24 protein-coding genes are annotated in these 21,565 nt (G+C 48.8%); 15 read left to right on the top strand and 9 right to left on the bottom strand.

Annotated features, from left to right (window positions below; translation table 11 throughout):
* The first annotated feature begins 74 nt into the window (after positions 1-74).
* The gene (argH, locus tag L1278_RS14760; RefSeq protein WP_253405751.1) at positions 75-1,406 is read left to right on the top strand and encodes an argininosuccinate lyase; all 1,332 of its coding nucleotides are present in this window, start codon (positions 75-77) and stop codon (positions 1,404-1,406) included.
* Positions 1,407-1,485: 79 nt separating this feature from the next.
* On the opposite strand, the gene L1278_RS14755 is transcribed toward argH, so the two are convergent.
* Positions 1,486-2,172 (bottom strand): MCP four helix bundle domain-containing protein, encoded by a 687-nt coding sequence (locus L1278_RS14755; protein ID WP_253405749.1) that lies wholly within the window; start codon positions 2,170-2,172, stop codon positions 1,486-1,488.
* A 187-nt stretch (positions 2,173-2,359) separates the two neighbouring features.
* Between L1278_RS14755 and L1278_RS14750 the strand changes: the two genes are divergently transcribed.
* The 7 genes from L1278_RS14750 to L1278_RS14720 all read left to right on the top strand — a co-directional run bounded on the left by L1278_RS14750 (position 2,360) and on the right by L1278_RS14720 (position 8,716).
* A complete protein-coding gene (locus L1278_RS14750; protein WP_253405747.1) occupies positions 2,360-3,082 on the top strand; it encodes a peptidase-C39 like family protein in 723 nt (240 codons plus the stop codon).
* Positions 3,083-3,085: 3 nt separating this feature from the next.
* Complete coding sequence (locus L1278_RS14745) at positions 3,086-4,561, top strand: RimK family protein (RefSeq protein WP_253405745.1); 1,476 nt, start codon at positions 3,086-3,088, stop codon at positions 4,559-4,561.
* The gene (locus L1278_RS14740; protein WP_253405743.1) at positions 4,551-5,807 is read left to right on the top strand and encodes a glutamate-cysteine ligase family protein; all 1,257 of its coding nucleotides are present in this window, start codon (positions 4,551-4,553) and stop codon (positions 5,805-5,807) included. Before L1278_RS14745 ends, L1278_RS14740 begins: the two co-directional genes overlap by 11 nt.
* Positions 5,801-6,526, top strand: a complete 726-nt coding sequence (locus L1278_RS14735) for an N-formylglutamate amidohydrolase (protein ID WP_253405734.1) — start codon at positions 5,801-5,803, stop codon at positions 6,524-6,526. Before L1278_RS14740 ends, L1278_RS14735 begins: the two co-directional genes overlap by 7 nt.
* 138 nt (positions 6,527-6,664) lie before the next feature.
* On the top strand, positions 6,665-7,267 hold the full coding sequence (locus tag L1278_RS14730; RefSeq protein WP_253405732.1) for a YqaE/Pmp3 family membrane protein: 603 nt from the start codon (positions 6,665-6,667) through the stop codon (positions 7,265-7,267).
* 126 nt (positions 7,268-7,393) lie between these two features.
* A complete protein-coding gene (locus tag L1278_RS14725; RefSeq protein ID WP_253405730.1) occupies positions 7,394-8,329 on the top strand; it encodes a DnaJ C-terminal domain-containing protein in 936 nt (311 codons plus the stop codon).
* A gap of 30 nt (positions 8,330-8,359) precedes the next feature.
* A complete protein-coding gene (locus tag L1278_RS14720) occupies positions 8,360-8,716 on the top strand; it encodes a hypothetical protein (RefSeq protein WP_253405728.1) in 357 nt (118 codons plus the stop codon).
* Here the strand turns inward: L1278_RS14720 and L1278_RS14715 are convergent.
* Positions 8,702-9,451 carry a pseudouridine synthase gene (locus L1278_RS14715; RefSeq protein WP_253405727.1) on the bottom strand — a complete coding sequence of 250 codons (750 nt, stop codon included), beginning with the start codon at positions 9,449-9,451 and terminating at the stop codon, positions 8,702-8,704. The two genes, L1278_RS14720 and L1278_RS14715, sit on opposite strands and share 15 nt — an antisense overlap.
* Positions 9,452-9,545: 94 nt before the next feature.
* Between L1278_RS14715 and L1278_RS14710 the strand changes: the two genes are divergently transcribed.
* Complete coding sequence (locus tag L1278_RS14710) at positions 9,546-9,746, top strand: hypothetical protein (protein WP_253405725.1); 201 nt, start codon at positions 9,546-9,548, stop codon at positions 9,744-9,746.
* Positions 9,747-9,748: 2 nt separating this feature from the next.
* Here the strand turns inward: L1278_RS14710 and L1278_RS14705 are convergent, their stop codons facing one another.
* On the bottom strand, positions 9,749-10,012 hold the full coding sequence (locus L1278_RS14705) for a hypothetical protein (protein WP_253405723.1): 264 nt from the start codon (positions 10,010-10,012) through the stop codon (positions 9,749-9,751).
* A 34-nt stretch (positions 10,013-10,046) separates the two neighbouring features.
* The gene (locus tag L1278_RS14700; protein WP_253405718.1) at positions 10,047-10,466 is read right to left on the bottom strand and encodes a hypothetical protein; all 420 of its coding nucleotides are present in this window, start codon (positions 10,464-10,466) and stop codon (positions 10,047-10,049) included.
* A 179-nt stretch (positions 10,467-10,645) separates the two neighbouring features.
* Between L1278_RS14700 and L1278_RS14695 the strand changes: the two genes are divergently transcribed.
* From L1278_RS14695 to L1278_RS14670, 6 genes are all read left to right on the top strand, one after another.
* Positions 10,646-11,056, top strand: a complete 411-nt coding sequence (locus tag L1278_RS14695) for a hypothetical protein (RefSeq protein WP_253405716.1) — start codon at positions 10,646-10,648, stop codon at positions 11,054-11,056.
* Positions 11,057-11,103: 47 nt separating this feature from the next.
* Positions 11,104-11,385, top strand: a complete 282-nt coding sequence (locus L1278_RS14690) for an excinuclease ABC subunit C (RefSeq protein ID WP_253405714.1) — start codon at positions 11,104-11,106, stop codon at positions 11,383-11,385.
* Between the two features lie 119 nt (positions 11,386-11,504).
* On the top strand, positions 11,505-12,500 hold the full coding sequence (locus tag L1278_RS14685; RefSeq protein WP_253405713.1) for a cation diffusion facilitator family transporter: 996 nt from the start codon (positions 11,505-11,507) through the stop codon (positions 12,498-12,500).
* A 160-nt stretch (positions 12,501-12,660) separates the two neighbouring features.
* The gene (msrA, locus tag L1278_RS14680; protein WP_253405712.1) at positions 12,661-13,293 is read left to right on the top strand and encodes a peptide-methionine (S)-S-oxide reductase MsrA; all 633 of its coding nucleotides are present in this window, start codon (positions 12,661-12,663) and stop codon (positions 13,291-13,293) included.
* 93 nt (positions 13,294-13,386) lie between these two features.
* On the top strand, positions 13,387-13,821 hold the full coding sequence (locus L1278_RS14675) for a phage holin family protein (protein ID WP_253405709.1): 435 nt from the start codon (positions 13,387-13,389) through the stop codon (positions 13,819-13,821).
* 145 nt (positions 13,822-13,966) lie between these two features.
* Complete coding sequence (locus L1278_RS14670) at positions 13,967-15,355, top strand: hypothetical protein (RefSeq protein WP_253405708.1); 1,389 nt, start codon at positions 13,967-13,969, stop codon at positions 15,353-15,355.
* A 191-nt stretch (positions 15,356-15,546) separates the two neighbouring features.
* Here the strand turns inward: L1278_RS14670 and L1278_RS14665 are convergent, their stop codons facing one another.
* The 5 genes from L1278_RS14665 to L1278_RS14645 all read right to left on the bottom strand — a co-directional run bounded on the left by L1278_RS14665 (position 15,547) and on the right by L1278_RS14645 (position 21,564).
* Positions 15,547-16,680 carry a lipopolysaccharide assembly protein LapB gene (locus L1278_RS14665; protein ID WP_253405707.1) on the bottom strand — a complete coding sequence of 378 codons (1,134 nt, stop codon included), beginning with the start codon at positions 16,678-16,680 and terminating at the stop codon, positions 15,547-15,549.
* 73 nt (positions 16,681-16,753) lie between these two features.
* The gene (gyrA, locus tag L1278_RS14660; RefSeq protein WP_253406012.1) at positions 16,754-19,306 is read right to left on the bottom strand and encodes a DNA gyrase subunit A; all 2,553 of its coding nucleotides are present in this window, start codon (positions 19,304-19,306) and stop codon (positions 16,754-16,756) included.
* A 67-nt stretch (positions 19,307-19,373) separates the two neighbouring features.
* Positions 19,374-19,616: a hypothetical protein gene (locus L1278_RS14655; RefSeq protein WP_188499541.1), complete on the bottom strand. Its 243-nt coding sequence runs from the start codon at positions 19,614-19,616 to the stop codon at positions 19,374-19,376.
* A gap of 147 nt (positions 19,617-19,763) precedes the next feature.
* The gene (locus L1278_RS14650) at positions 19,764-20,534 is read right to left on the bottom strand and encodes an SDR family oxidoreductase (RefSeq protein ID WP_253405705.1); all 771 of its coding nucleotides are present in this window, start codon (positions 20,532-20,534) and stop codon (positions 19,764-19,766) included.
* Positions 20,535-20,544: 10 nt separating this feature from the next.
* Complete coding sequence (locus L1278_RS14645) at positions 20,545-21,564, bottom strand: metal-dependent hydrolase (protein ID WP_253405703.1); 1,020 nt, start codon at positions 21,562-21,564, stop codon at positions 20,545-20,547.
* Position 21,565: the final 1 nt, after the last annotated feature.

The following is a 21,565-nucleotide window of genomic DNA, read 5'->3' as shown; positions in this document are numbered from 1 at the left end:
AGATTTCTCTCTGTGTTCGAAATGACAGTAAAAAATCACTCATTCACTCAATCACTAACTCACTCAATCAAAATATGAAACTCTGGCAAAAGAACACCGACGTTAAAAAGGAGATCGAACAATTTACGGTGGGTCGCGATCCGGAATTTGACATGCAGTTGGCTGCTTTCGATGTATTGGGCTCTCTGGCGCATACACGTATGCTGGAGCAGGTGGGTTTGCTGGAGAAGGACGATCTGGACGCTTTACAGCAGGAGATGAAAGCCATTTATCGTCGCATCGTGGCTGGAGATTTTGAGATTGAGTCAGGCGTAGAAGACATCCACTCGCAGGTAGAGTTGGAGCTGACGCGTAAGTTGGGTGAAGCCGGTAAGAAAATTCACAGCGGCCGCTCACGTAACGACCAGGTGCTGGTGGACCTGAAGCTATACCTGCGTTACGAACTGCAGCAACTGGTACAGGAAGTAAAACTTTTGTTTGATGTGATGCAGGAGCAGAGCGAGCGCCACAAAGACAAACTACTGCCCGGCTATACCCACCTGCAGGTAGCTATGCCTTCGTCCTTCGGTTTGTGGTTTGGTGCCTATGCCGAAAGTCTGGTTGATGACGTACTGCTGCTGCAGGCGGCATATAAAATTACGGACAAAAATCCACTGGGCTCTGCAGCAGGATACGGTTCTTCCTTTCCGCTCAACCGCCAGTTGACAACGGATTTGCTCGGCTTTGGCACCATGAACTACAACGTGGTGTATGCGCAGATGGGTCGGGGTAAAACGGAGCGGGTGGTGAGTACCGCCATGGCTTCAGTAGCGGCTACGCTGGCGCGGATGTCGATGGACCTTTGTCTGTATATGAGCCAGAACTTTGCTTTCGTAAGTCTACCAGATAACCTGACTACGGGATCGAGCATCATGCCGCATAAGAAGAACCCGGATGTGTTTGAGATCATGCGCGGCAAGTGTAATAAAATGCAGGCCCTTCCAACTGAAATCTCCATGCTGCTCGTCAACCTGCCTTCCGGCTATCACCGGGAGCTGCAGTTGCTCAAGGAATCGCTTTTCCCGGCTATCACTGAACTGAAAGATTGCCTGCAGATGATGACCTTTATGCTGCCGCAATTACAGGTACGCGATCAGATAATGGACGAAGAAAAGTACAAGTATGCCTTCAGCGTAGACGCCGTGAATGCGGAGGTATTGGCAGGAATGCCTTTCCGGGATGCTTATAAAGTGGTGGGCGAACGAATTGAAGCAGGCACCTTCACTGTTCCGGAGTCCGTCACCCATACCCACGAGGGCAGCATCGGTAATCTTTGCAATCAGGAAATCGCTGCCTTGATGGACCAGGCAATTGGTGGCTTCCAATTCGAAAGAGCAGAGCAGGCGCTGAGTGAACTGGTAAAATAAGTTGAAATGAAAGGCCTTGTGCATGATAGCACAAGGCCTTTCAATTTCAGGTATAGCTTACTTTTCTACCTGCCATTTTTTAATTCAGATGGTAATTCTGCGGCTTGATGTTATTCAGTTTTCGGGTGGCTTGCAGGAGTGTGATCACCAGCAGGCCTATAAACACCGACATACCAATCACCAGGTAAGAGAGAATCTTCAGTGTTTTTACCTGTCTGTCAGCCGACAGGTACAATTCTTTTCCTACTTCCCCCTGCAGCCTGATCAGTTCGTGTAGCGGCACCAGCAAGTGCAGGAAAGCCTGATGCCCTTCTGTACGGTATAGGTGCTCTGCCTGTGCTTTTTCTCCTTCGGTGCTTAGTTTTAAGATGTGATCCTGCACCGCCACCAGCTTTCCAAACTCTTTATTATAGGTAGCCAAACCGGCGCTTTCGCGCTCGATTAGGTATGTTTGCTCAAACTGGTTGATCAGTGTTTCGATCTCCAGTGTATTAGCTTCCACAAGCTTTTGCAGACGGTCCTGTTCCGCGGCAGAGCCTGAAAGAATATGGTCCTCCAATGTCAGGCGGTTCTGGTAATAGCGTTCCATCACATCCGAAATAACCAGCGAAGGCACCAGGCGGTCGTGGTATACCTCGCTAAACTGGTTACTCACCCGCCCGATGCTGTAGCTGGCAAACCAGTTCGCCAGAATAATGATAGCAAACACTGAACCCAGCGCAAATGCCACTTTATCACGTTTTGTAATCCGATAGGCCCAGTTCATATTAAATAAGCGTTATGTAAAAGACAAGATACGTTTTCGACTTATATTCCCCAATATAAACCTGATTTATTGAGGCACTGATCCTGCGGCATACTGTTACTTCTTCTTTCTAAAATACAGATAACTTCTTTCATAGTCCGCGTATAACAGGCACACTGATATTAAGTGCAACACAAAATAGCTGCCTGTGATTCCGATCAAGATCCATACGCAACCTGATGACTCCACCTGCGGACCTACCAGTTTGCATGCGGTGTATCGTTATTTCAAAGACCCCATCTCGCTAAGCGAGGTCATCAAAGAAGTGCCATACCTGGACGAAGGCGGCACACTGGAGGTTTTGCTGGCCTGTCATGCCCTCAAGCGGGGCTATAAGGCCCGCATCTATACCTACAACCTGCATATTTTTGATCCTACCTGGTTTCTGCTCACCAACGAGGAAATCATCGTGAGACTGGAGGAGCAACTGGCCTTTAAGAAAGGCGGCAAATTTAAACGGGCTACCCTGGCTTACATTGATTTTCTGCAAAGAGGCGGCGAGTTGCGCTGCACTGACCTGACCAAAGGGCTGCTGCGGGAGTATTTTGAAAAAGGCATTCCGCTGCTCACAGGACTCAGTGCCACTTACCTGTACCAAAGTTCCCGGGAAACGAGCGATGAAGCCGGCAACTCCATTTACGACGATGTGCGTGGTTACCCGATGGGGCATTTTGTGGTGCTGTGTGGCTTTGCCGATGATCAGAGACAGATTGTGGTAGCAGATCCTTATCAGGAGAATCCTTTTTTTCAAAACAATTACTACGAGGTGAAAGCATCGCGCCTGCTCAACTCTATTATGCTGGGCATGGCTACTTTTGATGCAAACCTGCTGGCCATCAAGCCAGTGGACTCTGAACCCATCGACGAATAAACCATGCGAAAAATAGTTGTAGTGGATTATCCCAAAGACTGGGATGTGGCGATTGAAGACGTGGAAGTGGTGGATGTGCAAACCTACCTGACAGATACCGCCTATACGGACATAAAGAATGCCCGAATTTTTAACCTGTGCCGCTCTTACAAATACCAGAGTGCCGGTTACTACGTGTCCTTGTTAGCCGAGGCCAGAGGACACAAGCCTATACCTAGCGTGGCCACCATGCAGGACCTCAAAAGCCCGACCATTGTGCGGGCCATAACCGTGGAGCTCAACGACCTGATCCATAAAACGCTGGGTAGTCTACGGTCCAAGTCTTTTACCCTGAGCATTTACTTCGGGCAGAATGTGGCACAAAAGTACGAGAAGCTCTGCAAGCAATTGCACGACCTGTTCCAGGCGCCGCTCCTGCGGGCGCAGTTCGTCTATAAAGATGAATGGGTGCTACAAAGTATTTCGGCTATACCTATCAACGACGTACCAGAGCATCACTGGCGCTATTTGCTGCGTTTTGCGAAGTCCTATTTTGCGAGACACCGCTTTTCGGGTGCTAAAATCGGGCGCAACAAAATTTACGATCTAGCCATACTGGTAGATCCGGATGAAAAGGAACCTCCGTCCAATAAGAAAGCTTTGCAGCATTTTGTAGAGGCTGGTGAGAGCATGGGCTTTTATGTTGAGATGATCACGAAAGACGACTACCGCAGATTGGCTGAGTTTGATGCACTCTTTATCCGCGAGACTACATCAGTCAACCACCATACCTACAAATTCGCCCGTAAAGCGTATGCCGATGGCCTGGTGGTGATCGACGATCCGATCTCAATCCTGCGCTGCACCAACAAGGTATACCTGGCCGAATTGCTCACCAAAGCCAAAGTTCCTATACCTAAAACGATGATCATCCACAAAGACAACCGCGATCTGGTGGAGCAGGAGCTCGGTATACCTTGCGTGCTCAAGAAACCAGACAGTTCTTTTTCGCAGGGTGTTGTGAAGGCCAAAGACAGCGAAGGACTGCAGCGGGAACTGGATGAGATGCTGGTAGATTCTGAGCTGATCATCGGGCAGGAATTTACACCAACGGATTTTGATTGGCGCATTGGTATTATGGACAAGCAGCCGCTTTATGCCTGCAAGTACTTCATGGCCAAGGGACACTGGCAGATCTATAACTGGAGTGGCAAAAAGAACGATACCGAAGGTGACCACGAAACGGTGCCGTTTGAGGAGGTGCCCTTCGCAGTGCTGCACACGGCCATCAAGGCGGCAAACCTGATCGGCAACGGGCTGTATGGAGTGGATATAAAGGAGATTGACGGAAAAGCCTATGTGATTGAAGTGAATGATAACCCCAGCATCGACGCCGGTTGCGAAGATCAGATACTCAAAAAAGAGCTTTATACCGCTATCCTTAAATCCATAAAGAAACGCATAGATGACAACAAGAACGTTAGAACAGATGAGTACTAAACCCGCGACATTGCACCTGTTTGAAGGCTATGGTGTGGAGATGGAATACATGATCGTGGACCGGGACACCCTGCAGGTACGGCCCATCACCGACCAGCTGATCTATGATGAGGTAGGTGCCTATGTGTCGGATGTAGAGTTTGGCAAAATGGCCTGGTCCAATGAACTGGTCCTGCACGTAGTGGAACTGAAAACACAGTCGCCCGCTCATACCCTGGAAGGACTGGAGAATGATTTTCAGGAGCATGTCAGGAAGATCAATCAGCTGCTCGAAAAGCATAACGCCATGCTGCTGCCGACGGGAGCCCACCCGCTCATGGATCCTTTTAAAGAAACCAAACTCTGGCCACACGAACACAACGCCGTGTACGAGGCCTACAATCGCATCTTTGACTGTCGCGGACACGGCTGGGCCAATTTGCAAAGCACACACTTGAACCTGCCCTTTGGCAGCGATGAAGAATTCGGAAAGCTGCACGCTGCCATCCGGATGGTGCTGCCGCTTATACCTGCCCTGGCTGCGTCTTCCCCTGTGCTGGACGGTAAAGTCTCTGGCTTGTTCGACACTCGCCTGGAGGTATACCGCCAAAACCAGCGCAAGATTCCGGCTATTGCCGGCAAGGTAGTGCCTGAGGCTGTGTTCACCCAAAAAGATTATGAGGAGCAGATCCTGAACCGCATGTATGAGGCTGTGGCACCACACGATCCGGAAGGTGTACTGCAGGAGGAATTCCTGAATTCGCGCGGTGCCATTGCCCGCTTCGACCGCAGTGCTATCGAAATTCGCATCATTGACATTCAGGAGAGTCCGGTAGCGGACATGGCCGTGCTGCAGGCTGTGGTGGCTGCCATACAAGCTTTGGTAGCCGAGCGTTGGGTGGGCATAGAGAAACTAAAACAGTGGGATGAAGACCGGTTGTCGGACCTCTTCCTGCAGGTGGTACGCAAAGGACAGGAGGTTGTCATCAACGACCGTGACTTTATCGATTGCTTCGGCTTTGACTGCAAAGACAACTGCACGGTGGGCGAACTGTGGAAGCACATTGTAACCGAAACGCTCAACCTCGAAGAACAGCCCTGTGTGGCCTATGCCCTTAATGTGATTTTGTCGCGCGGCTGCCTTTCCAAGCGCATCGTAGAGGCAATGGGCGAAAACCCTGGTGAGCAGGATATCCGGCGGGTATACCTGAGCCTTGCACGTTGCCTGGAACAAGGCAGCGTTTTTATACCTGAAAAGCCATGCTGAGATTACTACTGACTTGTGAACACGGAGGAAATCTGATTCCAGCTGCCTATGCACCACTCTTTCAGGGGCACGAGGAAATACTGGAAACACACCAGGGCTACGACATCGGTGCACTGGAACTGTACAATACCCTGAAACCCATTGCTGATGTTGGTTTCTATGCTGAGACCAGCCGGCTGCTGGTGGAACTGAACCGTTCCCTCCATCATGCCAAGCTTTTCTCAACTTATACCCAGGTACTGCCGCCTGCTGAAAAGGAGCGGCTGCTTGAAAAACACTACAAACCCTACCGAGAGCAGGTAGAGCAAATGGTATCGGATTTTGTATCAGCGGGAAGGGGCGTGCTGCATGTGGCTGTGCATACCTTTACACCGGTACTGAACGGAGAGGAGCGCCAGGCTGACATTGGACTGCTCTATGACCCGAAACGCAAGTACGAACAGGCTTTCAGCAAAGAATGGAAAGCGGCCCTCAACAAAGCAGACAAAGACCTGCTGGTCCGCTTCAACTACCCGTACCTGGGTATAGCTGATGGCTTTCCGACATACCTGCGGCGTAAATTCACGGCCAATGAGTATGTGGGCATCGAACTCGAAGTAAACCAGAAATTCCCGCAGCAAGGAGGTGCTCGCTGGCAGGAATTACAGATGCTGTTGGCCCGTACGCTTCAGGAACTGGTAAACCGTAATGGTGCTTTGTTTTCGAAGCATACTATTTAGAGAACAAAATATGTTGTAATACAGTACTAATGTTATATATGAAGAGTTTTGCATATAACTTTAGCACTATCTCTTTCATTAGCTAATACCCAAACAGGGATCACTCTTTTTATTTTTAATAAATTAAAATCTAAAACTATGAAGATCAGAAGTTTACTTAACCTGGTGTTTGTTCTTGTAGCCGCGCAACTGATGTTTGCCTGTAGCTCAGCCAAATACTATGAATTTGCCGGCCACAAGCAGGCGCCTTATAACGACATGAAAAAGCCTGCGCCAAAGCAGGAGGTAGCCCCTAAGATTTCGTTGAGTGAAGTCGCTATGGCTGCAGCTGAAGAAAAAGCTACAGAAAAAGCAGTAGCCGAACCTGTGCTCGAAGCTAGTGCTGCTGTACCTGCCGCTCCCGTTGCGCCAGCTCCGAAAGTTGCCCCGATCGCCCCTGTTGCTGCAGAAGAAGTGACGGTGACAGAAGCTGAGGCACTGGCCATGGCGAAAGAGCGTCTTGCCAGTATGACCAAGGCCGAGAAAAAAGAATTTAAGAGAGAGATTCGAGAAGCTCTGAAGCAAGACCGTGGAGGCGATTTAAGTATCATCAAAATTATTCTGGCTGTACTGCTTCCTCCATTGGCTGTGTTCCTGCACGTAGGTATAGGCACGCAGTTCTGGATCAGCCTCATCCTGACGCTCCTCTTCTGGATTCCGGGAGTGATCTACGCGCTACTTGTCGTGACAGACACCATCTAAAGTCCAGGCTTTCTTCAAGTCTTAAAAGCACTGTCCTCCGGGGCGGTGCTTTTTGTTTTATACCTGTTAACCCCCGGTGCAGGATTGCGTTTTATACCTGTAACTGACCTTTATACCTATACAAGCATGGACTACAAGGACTATTATAAGATTCTGGGCGTTGAGAAATCTGCCTCCCAGGCCGATATCAAAAAGGCCTACCGTGCTTTAGCCAAAAAGTATCATCCGGACAAGACCAAAGGCGACAAAGCGGCCGAAGAGAAGTTCAAGGACGTCAGTGAGGCTTACGAAGTGTTGGGAGACGAACAGAAGCGAAAGCAGTACGACGAACTAGGTGCCAACTGGCGACAATTCCAGCAGCAGGGCGGCCAGTACCAGGGCAGGCCCGGCGGTGGCTATGGTGGCACTTCTTACCAGGGCGATATGGGGGATATGTTTGGTGGCGGAAGCGGTTTTTCTGATTTCTTCGAGCAGTTCTTCGGAGGTGGATTTTCGCAGCAGGGCGGAGGCTTCCGGGCAGGCAGGCGCGCACCCAAAGGCCAGGACTACGAAGCCGAGATGCTCATCACGTTGCAGGAAGCTTACAGTGGTACCTCTCGATTATTAACTGTCAATGGCCAGCAACTGCGGATTACCACCAAGCCTGGCGTGTCGGATGGCCAGGTTCTCAAGATTAAAGGCAAAGGTGGTCCGGCGGGGGCGGGTGGTACGGCCGGAGATCTGTATATCCGGGTGCAGGTGCAGGCTTTACCGGACTTTGAACGGCAGGGCGACGATCTGCACACGAAACTGAACCTCGACATGTACACGGCTACCCTGGGAGGCGAGATGCAGGTAAATACACTGACCGGCAAGCTGAAGCTTAAGATACCAGCCGGCACTCAAAATGGCAAGACCCTGCGCCTGCGCGGAAAAGGGATGCCAGTGTACGGCAAGGCAGACCAGCACGGAGATTTGTACGTAAAGATAGAAGTGCAGCTGCCTGTACATCTATCGGAAGAGGAGCGGGGCCTGATGGAACGACTCAGGGAACTGCATCAGCGCAAGACAGCCAGCGTATAAAAAGCGAAGTAGAATTTTAAGCCAAATGCCATGTTAATGACCATCGACCATTTCAGTATCCATAGCCCGATCGATAGCTTTGTAGACAGCCTGGCCGATAGCAACCTGACCTGCTACGCCAGCGACTTGCTCGAGCAACAAGGCTGCAAAAGCCTACAGGAACTGAGTGAGGCGGTAAAGCGCGCCACAGAGGTGTGTAATTGTATGCATGTACCGCTCAAAGAGAATTTTAAAGTCGTCTACCGCTCACGAAACGGAGAAGTAGTGCAGGATTGGCGCCTGTCCCGCATGGCCTATTTACTCACCGCCCTGAACGCGGATTCCCGCAATGCCTCTGTAGCCCAACTACAACTCGAAATGGTAAACCAGATGCTACGCCATACCTGAATCAGTAGCTTGTACGTGTGCAAACCCTTCTTTTAGCAAAGCCTCCTTCCAGCCGAACTGCAGACACAAGCGTTCAAAGTGTTGTGGGAGAGGCGCTTTTATTTCAATAAAACTTTTCTGGAAAGGATGGGCAAATGCCAGCGAGGCCGAGTGCAACAGCATGATCGGGGACTCGAGTTGTTCCCGGAACATTTGGTTGTGCCGCCAGTCTCCGTGTCGCTTATCCCCCACAATGTAATGCCTGATGTGTGCAAAATGTTTCCGGATCTGGTGCATGCGCCCCGTTTCGGGCACAACTTTAACCAGCGAGTAGCGGGCCGTGCTGTAGCGGCCGACAGGTATAGGCAGCTCTACTGTCGCCATGCGCTCATAGTGCGTCGCGGCATCCTGTGGTGCTTTGTGCTTGTGGTCTTTATCAGAGCGGATGGGACTGTCGATCGTATCCTTTTCAGGGGTATAGCCGCGCACGATGGCGTAGTATACCTTATCGACCAGCTTTTCTTCAAATGCTTTTACCATTGGTGTAACAGATTCCGGGTTTTTAGCAAAGAGTAATACGCCGGAAGTGCCGCGATCGAGGCGGTGAGCTGCGTATACCTGATAGCCTAACTGGTCGCGCAGCATCTGGAGGGCAAACTCTTTTTTCTCCTCTGCTATGCGCGTGCGGTGCACCAGCAAACCATTGGGTTTGTTCACTGCTACATAGCTTTCGTCCTCGTATATGATCTCTAGCACGTTAAATTTTTTTTCGACAAAGATAGCCTAACTTGTAAGAATTGAAGGGAAAGCTGCCTATACTTGCCGAAAATCTTGGAGAAGAACACACAGCATGGCCATATCGTTTGACAACCTGAGGAGAGGTAAAAAGTATGTGATGGAGAATTACGGCGAGCGCTTTGAGTTTCAGGTGCTTGATATGCCCGAGGAGGGAAGTTACCTGGTGAAAGACCTGCATACGCTGGAGGTATTCAATTTGAACGACCTGATCCGTTATGGCCGCGGCAAAGATTTTGACATGCAAGAACTATAGTATCAGGTACTTCTGGTGACTTTTCCTTTCAGGTCCCAGTGGCTGCGCACTACCTTGCCGGTTTTGCTGTCACGCACGATCTTACGTACATAGCGCTCCCCAGAGATCGCACCATCTTCCAAACGCTTACCGATGAATAAGGTAACAGCTTCGCCATTTTCATTAGTGATGAACGTGAGGTCCTTGCCATTATAGTGCTGGTCAAGTTTGCTGTCGGGCGCATACAGTTTGTCAAGCTTTTCGAGTAGTTTAGGTCCCAGTGCCATATGTTCTACTATAGTCTGCTTCAGTTACAGAAATTCAATTATAAGATAAATGACTTGCCAGCGTACCCCAGACCTGGGCATCCTTCGCGTCATGAAAAACCTCGAATTCAATGCGTTTTGTGCTCAGGTCGTTGATCTGATTGCATATTTTGTGCGTAACAATTTCCTGGAATACATCGATGGGCGTAACGCGGGCAAACCGCTTCAGTGAAGTTTGGGTTAACCGGCTGGCTGCCAGTTGAGCCAGGGAGTGCTGCATCGATATATCCACTTGAAACCCAATGCTGTTATCGGTCACCCAGCTCGCAGCCTGATTCGAAATGGCCATGTCAAGGCCTTTTTCGTAGCTGCATAGGAGCGCCTGTTCATCTGGGGGAAGGAGCCATTTTAGGTATACCTGATTGGAGTTAGAGTCGTAGCTGATTTGGCAATAGTTGTCTTTATATTGCTTCATGTTTGTTTTCAAGTAATTAGGCCGTATCAGTACAATAATATTTAGGGTTCTATAGTTCAATGACCTTTACATTTAAAGATTTATTAGTAGGATAATTAAATGAATTGCTGACTATAAGTAACTTTAAGTCAATTGATTGGGTAAAAAATACTAACAAAAAGATAATCCAAACTATTACTATGTTCTATGTACATGAAAATAAAGAACATTTGGTGCACAGCAGCAATTACCTTGAGATCAGGGTGAATGCAGGAGAAAAATTGTTACTATCTAATTGGCAGGGATGGCTGGACTCAGCAAAAGGACACTCAGGTTGTATGAAAATTCTAGATTTAGTAAATGAATATAAGATTACTAAAATTTTGAATGACAACTCCAAGGTGACAGGCCATTCGGGAGACACTAAATGGATGGGCAAGGTATGGATACCCGGTTTGCGTGAAGCAGGCGTACAGTATTTTGCCTGGGTGTATTCTTATGAATTCTTCACACAGCTTGAGATTGACAACACGGTGGACAATAGCTCCGGTATTGCCATGCGCACTTTCTTCCTTCCGGAGGATGCCCGGCAGTGGCTGCAGGATTCCTAACCAGGTATACCTTCTTTCGTATACCTTGTTACAAATTCACTTATGCTATGCAGCCAAACCAGCACACCAATCACTTCTATGTATACATCATGGGCGATCAGTCCCAGCTACAGCTGAGCATTGGCGTTTCTGAAGACCTACTCCAGCAAATGTCCGGCAATGAAGGCCGCTCCGGACAGGCTAAACTAGTGTATTACGAGCACTACGACCTGGAGGAAATAGCACGGGTGCGTGAACAGCGCATCAAATCGGCCGGACCTGAGGATCATCTACGTCTGGTGGAGTCCATGAATCCTAACTGGCTTGACCTGACAGATACACTGTGCTAGGTTAATTGGCCGCCATTCTACCCACTATTTTACATTAAGTTTGTCTCAGGCGACTGTACCTTGTATCTTGTCAGGTATAGGACGGTGTGCCATGCACCTGCCGGTATCTAGCTATCGCAATGAATAAAATGCCACCCCAGCAAAACGAGAACGTACGCATGCAACTACTTGTGCTGGTTGTGGGTGTGTTGTTGCTGTTTGCCAAGTTCCTGGCATATTACCTTACCAATTCCAATGCGATTCTCACCGATGCCTTAGAATCCATTATCAACGTGGTGGCCGGTGGTTTTTCACTCTACAGTCTGGTACTTTCTGCGCGGCCAAAGGATCTCAACCACCCTTATGGGCACGGCAAGATAGAGTTTGTGGCTGCCACGCTGGAGGGCTCCCTGATCCTGGTGGCAGGAGGGGCCATTATCCTTAAATCCTTTTATAACCTCTTTGAACCACAAGTCATTTCCAGACTCGACTCAGGTATATACCTGATCGCGATTTCGGGCATCATTAATTTCATAGTTGGTTACATGACCGAGCAACGTGGCAACAAAGCCAATTCCATGGTGCTGGTGGCGGGAGGCAAGCACCTCAAAACCGACGCATATTCTACAGCAGGTATACTGATCGGTCTGCTGCTGCTATACCTTACCGGACAGGTATGGCTGGATAGTGCGGTGGCTATCCTGTTTGGCGCTTTCATCTGTTACACTGGCTATCGTATTCTGCGGGCCTCGCTGGCAGGTATAATGGATGAGGCGGATTATGAATTACTAAAACGCATTGTGCGGGTGCTGAACGATAACCGGCGCGAAAACTGGATCGATATTCACAACCTGCGCGTGATCAAATATGGCAACACGTTGCACATAGACTGCCACCTGACAGTGCCGTGGTACCTCACCGTATTGGAGGCGCACGAAGAGGTGGAGGCCGTTGGAGCGCTCGTACGGGAACAGATCGATCCTGATATTGAGCTATTTATTCATACAGACCCTTGTGTAGAAGTATCCTGTCCTATCTGCACCAAATCAGATTGCAACGTCCGGCGGGCGCCGCTAAGAAAGCGGGTGGAATGGGACCTGGATAAAGTGATCGCCGATAAAAAACATGCTATTTAGGTGCCGGATAACGGATAAATGAAAACGTGGGAGGGGATTGCTGGATTTTTTTAACAAAAACCATCCGCCGCGGTTAAATTAGCGTAGCCAATAATAAGGCTTGTGGCGTATGGTTCGGAAATATACCTTTCTTTTGTTCCCTCTTTTACTCCTGCTTTGGATGTGTACAGAATCCGGAGGGGAGCAGCGTACTTTTTTGCAACAAAGTGCCTACAGTTACGGCGATAGTCCGGATACCGTCGGGCTCAGCAAAGCGACTTTTGCAGGTGGCTGTTTCTGGTGTACCGAGGCTTATTTTGAAAGGCTAAAAGGCGTGGACCGCGTAGAGTCCGGCTATACCGGTGGGAGAGAGGAGCAACCTACCTACGAGCAGGTGAGCTATGGTAAAACGAGTCATGCCGAAGCGGTGCGCATCTGGTATAGACCAAATGTCATCTCTTACAAGGAATTGCTGGAGGTGTTCTTCGCCACGCACGATCCGACTACCTTAAATCGCCAGGGGCCTGATGTAGGCAAGCAGTACCGATCCGCCATTTACTTTCACGATGAAAAGCAACGGAGCCAGGCCAGTAATTACATGCGCGCTCTTGAGGATGCGGGTACATTCCGCAACAAAATTGTGACAGAGCTCAAACCTGCCGGCAAATTCTGGATTGCCGAAGATTATCACCAGGATTATTACCGCAACAATCCCGACGACCCTTATGTCGTATCCATTGCCAAACCCAAGGTTTTAAAGTTTGAAGACGCTTTCCGTAGCAAGTTGAAAGACAGCTATTTGAAACAGAAGTAGACCACTGAAAATTACAGAAAAACTAGTTGAGAATATCCATAAAACTTTGTATCCGTATTAGGACAAAAAATTGTAACTAAATCACTACAAACTATGGACTTTTTACTCAACTTATTAGTAAGTGCCGGTGTCATTCTGTTATTGGCCTATGCACTGCCACAAGTGCACGTGAAGAGCTTTTTAACAGCTCTTTGGGTGGCTTTTCTGATTGGTCTTTTCAATGCAACGATCGGCTGGTTGCTGCGCGGCGTGCTTAACCTGGTGTCTTTTTTCCTGCTCGAAGCTATTATAGGCCTCATCGTTACGACGCTCATGATCAAGCTGGTTGACATGCTGGTGCGTAATTTTAAGGTAGATGGCTGGTGGCCTGCCTTTGTTATTGCCATTGCAACAGCTATAGCCCTGGCTCTGCTAGGCTGGGCAAGGGGTGGAGACGAAGAATATGCGAAGCTCGATAATCAGCCAAAACTGGAGCAGTATTTCGCTCATGCCAAGACCGCTGAAGCTAATACGATCCGGTTTATTTAAGAATCTACAACAGGTATAGCAAAAGTAGCCAGATGAGTCATCTGGCTACTTTTTTTATGTTTAATAATGAATGGAAATTTAGAATCCCTGCATTATATTGTTTTAGCTATATTTAAGTGAAGAATAACTCGACCTTAACTGTAGCATGAAAACAAATTTTATACTCCTCTTTTTCTTTGCCCTTTTCTGGCAAAGTGCACATTGCCAGCACATCAATTTCGAGCATGATTCTTTGGATGCGGTTTTATTGAAGGCGCAGCGAATACGCAAACCAGTTTTTATACTCATTTCCGGGCCCGAAATCTCTAAAGAAGTACCCAGACAAATGCGTGAACAGATGGTAGGATCAGGACTTGATCATCCGGAAGTCACAGAGACATACAACAGTCAATTTGTTAACTTCAAAGCCCCTTATAAATCTGCGGTCGGTATTCGCCTGGCTACCAGGTATAATATACGGGCATTTCCGACCTTCCTATACCTGAGTTCAGAAGGTATACTGATCCATCGCAATCATGGAAATTACAGTTCCCCAAAGCGCTACTTAGATGATATCAAAGCGTTTCAGGACAAGCAGAACAGCACGCATAATTTAAGTTACTTCGGGAAGGAGTTTGAAAAGGGGCGGAGAGACGTTGATTTCCTGAGACAATACCTGCAGTTACACAAAGAAATGGGAGTGGAGCCAGCTACAGAGTTACTGGACGCTTATGCCAGCAGTCTGTCAGAAGCAGGTATAATGTCTTTTTCAGAGCTGGTCTTTATTTATGAATTTGGACCTGTAGTCGGTAGCCAGGCTTACGTATATGCCCGTCAGAAACAGACACTTATCGATAGCCTGTATAGGACCTTGCCGTACGGGAAACGCGTTGAGATCAACAACAAGGTCATTGGCAATACCATGCGGAAAGCCATTGAAACAAAGGACAAACAGATGGCAGCGCGAGGCGCGGGCTTTGCACGGAATACCTGGTCCAGTGATCCGGCTCGTGGGCAAAGGATCTATTTGAACAACATGCTCAGTTTCTATAGAAGCACCAAAGACACAGCAAGTTATATTCCTAGTGCCATTCATTACTATAACCGTTACTTCATGGCCATTCCGCAGGATTCTGCTGCGAAGATGGTGGTCAGGGAAAAACAACTGCTACAGGCACGCAGAGCGTCTGGTGCAGCAATGGCTGATAATGTGCGGGATACAGGTCAGCACACAGAAACCATGGTCGTGACGCGGTTTGAGACGGTGCCCAGTACCTATACCATGGAACTGAACAACGCTGCGTACTACATCTATCAGACTGGTACAAATAACAAAATGGCACTGAGCAACGCTGCAGATTGGAGTAAGCGTACTGTGGAGCTTGATCCGACTGTTGCCTTTTACCATACCTATGCGATGTTGCTCTACAAACTGGATGACTTCAAAGGGGCTGAGGTTAACATACAGACTGCCATCAAACTTGCTAAACAAAACAGGACACCGACGGATTGGCTGCAGGAAGAATTGCGCAAAATCAAAACAAGGAAATTGTAATCAACTTGTATCTCAGAAACGAGATGCGTCTACTTAACATAAAGTATATTATCAGTGACACTTATTATAGAGTATAAATGCTCGTATATAATCAGTCTTATAATTTATATTATGTTAAGTATGTAATATGGTAATAAGAAAGGGAGCCTGTTATAGACTCCCTTTCTCATATCTTAATCGAATATTTCAGATTAGTTCTTCAGTTTCTTGCCGATTCTCTCCGCATCAGCAGTACGCTTCAGGCGCGTATACACACGCTGCAGGTTTGCTAGTGTGGCCTGGTCTTCTGGCTGAATTTCAAGAGCTTTCTCGAAGTATGGCAATGAAGCTTCGTAGTGCTTTACGGCCTGCTTCTCAAGTGCCGGACCTTTCTTCTTGTAGGTAGCGTAGTCCATCTTGGCTGCTTTGTTGTTAAATTCGCTGCCTTTGTTGTACTCCAGTACACCCAGGTTAAAGAATCCGTCGAAGTTGTTTGGATCTACTTCTACAGCTTTCTTGTAGTTTTTGTAAGCCTCGTCGATGTTTCCTTTGCGCTCCTGCAGGTTACCACGAACGGCGTACAAGCTGGCATTCTTAGGGTCGGCCTCGATCGCTTTGTCAAGCTTCGCCATCGCCTCTTCTGCACGGTCGTTTTTCAGGTAGTAACGCAGCTCTTCCTGCATCAGGTATACACTGTTTGGATGCTTCTCCAAACCAGCAGCTATAGACGCCATTACCACATCGTCGGGTGCTTCAGTGGCCTGCTGCAACTGAATTTTGTTCTTGTATACATCTTCCGTTGTGTGGCCAATGCTGATCAACTTATCATAATACTTCACCGCTGAGGCATAATCCTGCTTGGCAGTTGAAGCATAAGCAGCATAAAGTACAGCTGTTGTATCTTTAGGGTTTACCTTAGAAGCCATGTCATACTTGGCGATGGCATTGTCCCAGTCCTGCTTGTTGTGGAATTCAACTGCCTGGTTCAGGATTTGACCGTACAGCATCTCCATACGCTCAGGCACCATTTTACCGAATTGTCCATTTTCACCGTCAATTTCCAGCGTTTTGTTAAACGAGGCAAGCGCCACTTCCGGTGTTTGCTCAGTAGCCAGTTTACCATAGATCGGGTTACCGATCAGGTCCTGGTTGATCACACCGTGGTAGAACCAGGTTTTCGCTTTATCATGCGTCTTTTTGTGCTCGGTTGCTTTGTTAATGTCAGCCAGCGCTTTGTCCAGCGTGCCATTCTTGTGGTTAAGCACGGCGCTATTCACTGCCGAGTTCTGAGCGACAGCAACCTGAACGGTTACAGCTGCCATGGCTGTCATCAATATTTTTTTCATACTGTTCAGAGATTGGTTTTTGTTTATTTGTTTGTTAAACGATAATTAAATAAAATAAAATTCCATTTACAGATTAAACTTCATCTTCATCAACCTCAGGGTCTATCTGAGTGTCTGGCTGCAAAGAGTCTTCCGGTTTCAGTTCTGACTGCTCCATCAGGGCTTCAGCTACTTCTTCTTCGTTCTCCATTTCTACTTTTGCAACCGATGAGATCTGGTCACCTTCCGTGAGTTTGATCAGTCTTACCCCTTGGGTAGCACGACCAATTACACGGATATCGGCTACACGCAGACGAATCGTTATACCTGAGCGGTTGATGATCATCAGGTCATCTGTATCTACTACGCCCTTAATAGCCACCAACTTACCGGTTTTGTCTGTCACGTTCAGGGTCTTCACTCCTTTTCCGCCGCGGTTCGTTATACGGTATTCTTCCAGCAAAGAGCGTTTGCCGTATCCATTTTCGGAAACAACCAGCAGTTCGGTATCCTCGTTTTCTACACAAACCATACCAACAACCTTATCATCTGGTCCGGCTAGTGTTACGCCGCGCACACCGGCAGCGTTACGTCCCATCGGCCTAACCTGGCTTTCATTAAAGCGAATGGCACGACCAGAACCCAGTGCAATAATCACTTCGCTGTTGCCGGTCGTAAGCTGCACATCCAGCAAACGGTCGCCTTCGTTGATCGTGATCGCGTTGATGCCATTGGTTCGAGGTCTTGAGTAAGCCTCCAACACGGTCTTCTTGATCGTACCGTGTTCCGTACAGAATACCAGGTTGTGGTTCAGTACGAAATCCTGGTTCTTCAGGTCACGCACATTGATCACCGCTCTGATTTTGTCGTCTTTCTCAATGTTCATCAGGTTCTGAATAGCGCGTCCTTTGGTGGTCTTCCCTCCTTCCGGAATCTCGTATACTTTCATCCAGAATACACGGCCAAATTCGGTGAAGAACAGCATGTGATGGTGCGTGCTGGCAACAAAAAGATGCTCAGTGAAATCACTTTCTTTAGACGCAGCAACGCCTCTCGAACCAACACCACCACGGCTTTGGCTACGGTACTCACTCAGCGAAGTGCGCTTGATATAGCCTTCATGCGAAATGGTGATCACCATGCTCTCTTCCGGAATCATATCCTCGTAAGAGATATCGCCGGTAGAAGCTTCGATGCTGGTGCGGCGCCCGTCACCGTAGCGCTCTTTTATCTCATTTAATTCATCTTTGATGATCTGCATACGCAGGCCTTCGTCGTTCAAAACAGAAGTCAGGTAGTCGATCAGTTTCATGATCTCTGCATACTCTGCCTGAATCTTGTCGCGCTCCAGACCGGTCAGGCGCTGCAGACGCATATCAAGTATAGCACGTGCCTGGATCTCTGACAGGGCAAAACGCTCCATCAAACCATTGCGGGCAATCTCCGGATCACGTGACGATCTGATCAGGTTGATCACTTCGTCCAGGTTGTCGAGGGCAATCAGCAAGCCTTCCAGAATGTGGGCGCGCTTCCTGGCTTCGTCCAGCTCAAACTGTGTTCTGCGGATCACCACCTCGTGTCTGTGCTCTACGAAGTAATGGATCAGCTCTTTCAGGTTCAGTGTCATCGGACGGCCTTTTACCAGGGCCACGTTGTTGACACCAAACGAAGATTGCAGCGCAGTATACTTGTATAAGTTATTGAGTACTACGTTAGGTATAGCATCACGCTTCAGGTCATACACAATGCGCATGCCGTCTCGATCTGACTCGTCTCGTAGGTCGGATATACCTTCTATTTTCTTGTCGTTGATCAGAGCCGCAGTCTTCTCGATCAGAGAAGCCTTGTTGACCATGTAAGGAATTTCCGTTACAATGATCTGTTCCTTGCCAGCTGAATTCGTCTCAAAGTTGGCGCGCGCACGCATCAGCACGCGACCGCGGCCTGTCTCGAAAGCAGCCTTCACACCATCGTAACCATGGATGATACCACCTGTCGGGAAGTCAGGGGCTGTCACATAGTGCATCAGTTCAGCTACTGTGATCTCCCTGTTATCGATGTAAGCGATCGTTCCGTTTATCACCTCCGTCAGGTTGTGCGGTGCCATGTTGGTGGCCATACCTACTGCAATACCGGATGTGCCGTTTACAAGCAGGTTCGGGAACTTGGCCGGCATCACAGACGGCTCTTTTAGGGAGTCGTCGAAGTTGGGCACAAAGTCCACGGTGTTTTTCTCGAGGTCAGCCAGAATCTCGTCGGCAATACGCTTGAGGCGGGCCTCCGTGTAACGCATCGCAGCCGGCGAGTCGCCGTCTATCGAGCCGTAGTTACCCTGGCCATCTACTAGCGGGTAGCGCAGCGACCATTCCTGTGCCATACGCACCATGGTCTCGTATACCGAGGAGTCACCGTGCGGGTGGTACTTACCCAGCACCTCTCCTACAATACGGGCTGATTTCTTGTAGGATTTGTTATAGGATACCCCCAGTTCAGACATACCGTACAGTACACGGCGGTGTACTGGCTTCAGGCCGTCTCTCACGTCAGGTAAGGCTCTGGAAATGATAACAGACATTGAGTAATCGATGTATGCACCGCGCATCTCGTCTTCAATGTTGATCGGTATTATTCGTTCGCCTTCGTTCATGTTCAAGGTCTAAATAATAGTTTTGTGTTGGTTAATATACTAATCAGGCAACAGCCTGCACTATTCGTTAATTCTTGCGCTGGCTCTTGTCGTTGCTGCGCTTGCGCACCTCCCCTGTTTGCTTGGGCAGCTTTTCGCCTATCTTAGGGTTCTGCTTTTTGTAAATGGGTTGGCCGCGAAACTCCTGTTCGCCATGCAAGTGCTCCATGCGCACCTGGCAGGAAGAGATCGGACACATCGGTTTACAGGATGAAACAGTCAGAAGCAGCAGAGCAGCGCTAAAGAGTAAAAGCAATCTAATTTTTGCCATGCATATCGGGTTAAGAAGAGCACTGGAAACAGGTGATTTGCTCTTGTATCCTTATCATACAAAAGTAGTGAAATTTGGATTAATAAACCAGCGTTTCAGGGGATAGTTTAGCTACCCAAAACATTGGTTTTATACCTGTTTTGCTGCTTAGAGAGGGTGAAAACCATTTATTGTAAAACCGCCGTCTACTGCCAGTGTTTGCCCTGTGATATAGGCGGCCGCCGGCATGCAGAGAAAGGCCACGGCGCCTGCCACATCCTCGGGCTTGCCAATCACACGCATCGGTGTTCTGATGAGCACTTCGTGCAGGTACTGTTCGTTCTGCAGCACGGTCTGGGCAAGGGGCGTACTGATGTACCAGGGAGCGACGGCGTTCACACGAATCCCGTCTCGGGCCCACTCACCTGCCAGGTTTTTAGTTAGTTGCACCAGTGCGGCTTTGGTCATCCCATAAATAGCACCGGTCCGCACATGCGTCAGCCCTGCAACGGAAGTCACCTGAATGATATTGCCCTGTCCGGATGCTTTGAGCAAGGGGTAAAAACTACGGCATAGTTCAAAGGCAGAGCGCAGGTTCGTGCTCATCACAAAATCATATTCGGCCTCTGTGTAGTCGGTGGTTGGCTTCCGGATGTTGGTGCCTACGTTGTTTACCAGTATATCGAGCGCTCCCCAGTGGCTGTGGACTTTGTTAAGCAGGGCCTGTCGGCCTTCTACAGTGCTTACATCGGCTGTTAAAACTTCCAATCTTTCCGGAAAATTCGCCTGTAACTGTTGCAGATCCTCTTCTTTGCGCGCCACTGCCAGCACTTCGGCGCCTAACCCGATAAATTCTTCCACTATGGCTGCGCCTATACCTTTGGAGCCACCTGTTACCACAGCTTTTTTGCCGCTAAGCAACCATCTTGCTGATGTCATATGCCTGACTTTAATTTTTATTACCCAGTATCCGGTGCAAATAAGCTTTCAGATAATTGCCGTCTATTTTCGGACGGTTGTTGATCTCTTCGAACTGAAGGGAGCCATCCTGCTTACGCCATACGTGGTATACGAACACATACTGCCCCTTGCCTTCCTGCCAGCCGTCAAACTGACCAAAACGCAGGTCCTTGATGTGAATGCCCTCAGGGGCCTCCTCTACCGCATAGTAGCCCTTTGTGATCTGTAGCAGACGCTCCATTTTCGGATCGCCCCGGTACTCATCCAGCAATTGTTCCTGGCGGGGCTCAAAGCTATACCTGATGATTTGGTCTTGGTCCAGCAAGGAGTAGAAGCCGTTGTAATAGCCGTCTTCTGTTGCCGCTGTAACAGACCAGAGCAGGGTGTTCATGGGAGTGGCTTTCACGATCTCTGAGTCGTAACGTATACCTTGCGCTTCCAGACTATCCCTGAAAACGCTTTTAGCATAGGCCTGTGCTCCGAAAGAGAATACAATGTAGAGTGAACTGATGATTAATCCTGCATTGTTCCAGCGCCTTCTTTTAGGATTGCGCCGGTCATAAAACAGCACAGCGATCACACAGATCAGGAAAGGAACCGTATAAAATGGATCGATAACGAAGATGTTGTAGAACGCTACGCCGTAATTGCTGAAAGGCCAAAGGAGTTGGGTGCCCCAGGTAGTGAAGCTATCCAGTATAGCATGGGTCGTGAAGCCCAGGAAAAACAACAGGGTCCAGTCCCGGAAGGTGGCGTGCTCATTTTTGTAAAGTCGCCAGAGCACCCAGCCCAGCAAGGGCGAGGCGATGATGGCAAAGAAGAAGGAGTGCGTGATGGAACGATGAAAGCTCAGTTGCCCCACCATGTCCAGCAAAGGATTGGCCAGTACGTCCAGATCAGGTATAGTGCCGGCTATGGCGCCCCAAAGCAGTGCCTTGTTGCCCAACTTACGGCCGGCCACCGCTTCGCCTACAGCGGCTCCCAGTACGATCTGCGTCAGTGAATCCATG

This window comes from Pontibacter sp. HSC-36F09 (assembly GCF_024171605.1).
In the GTDB taxonomy this organism is placed as follows: Bacteria; Bacteroidota; Bacteroidia; order Cytophagales; family Hymenobacteraceae; genus Pontibacter.
This window is presented reverse-complemented; position numbering and strand designations above follow the sequence as displayed.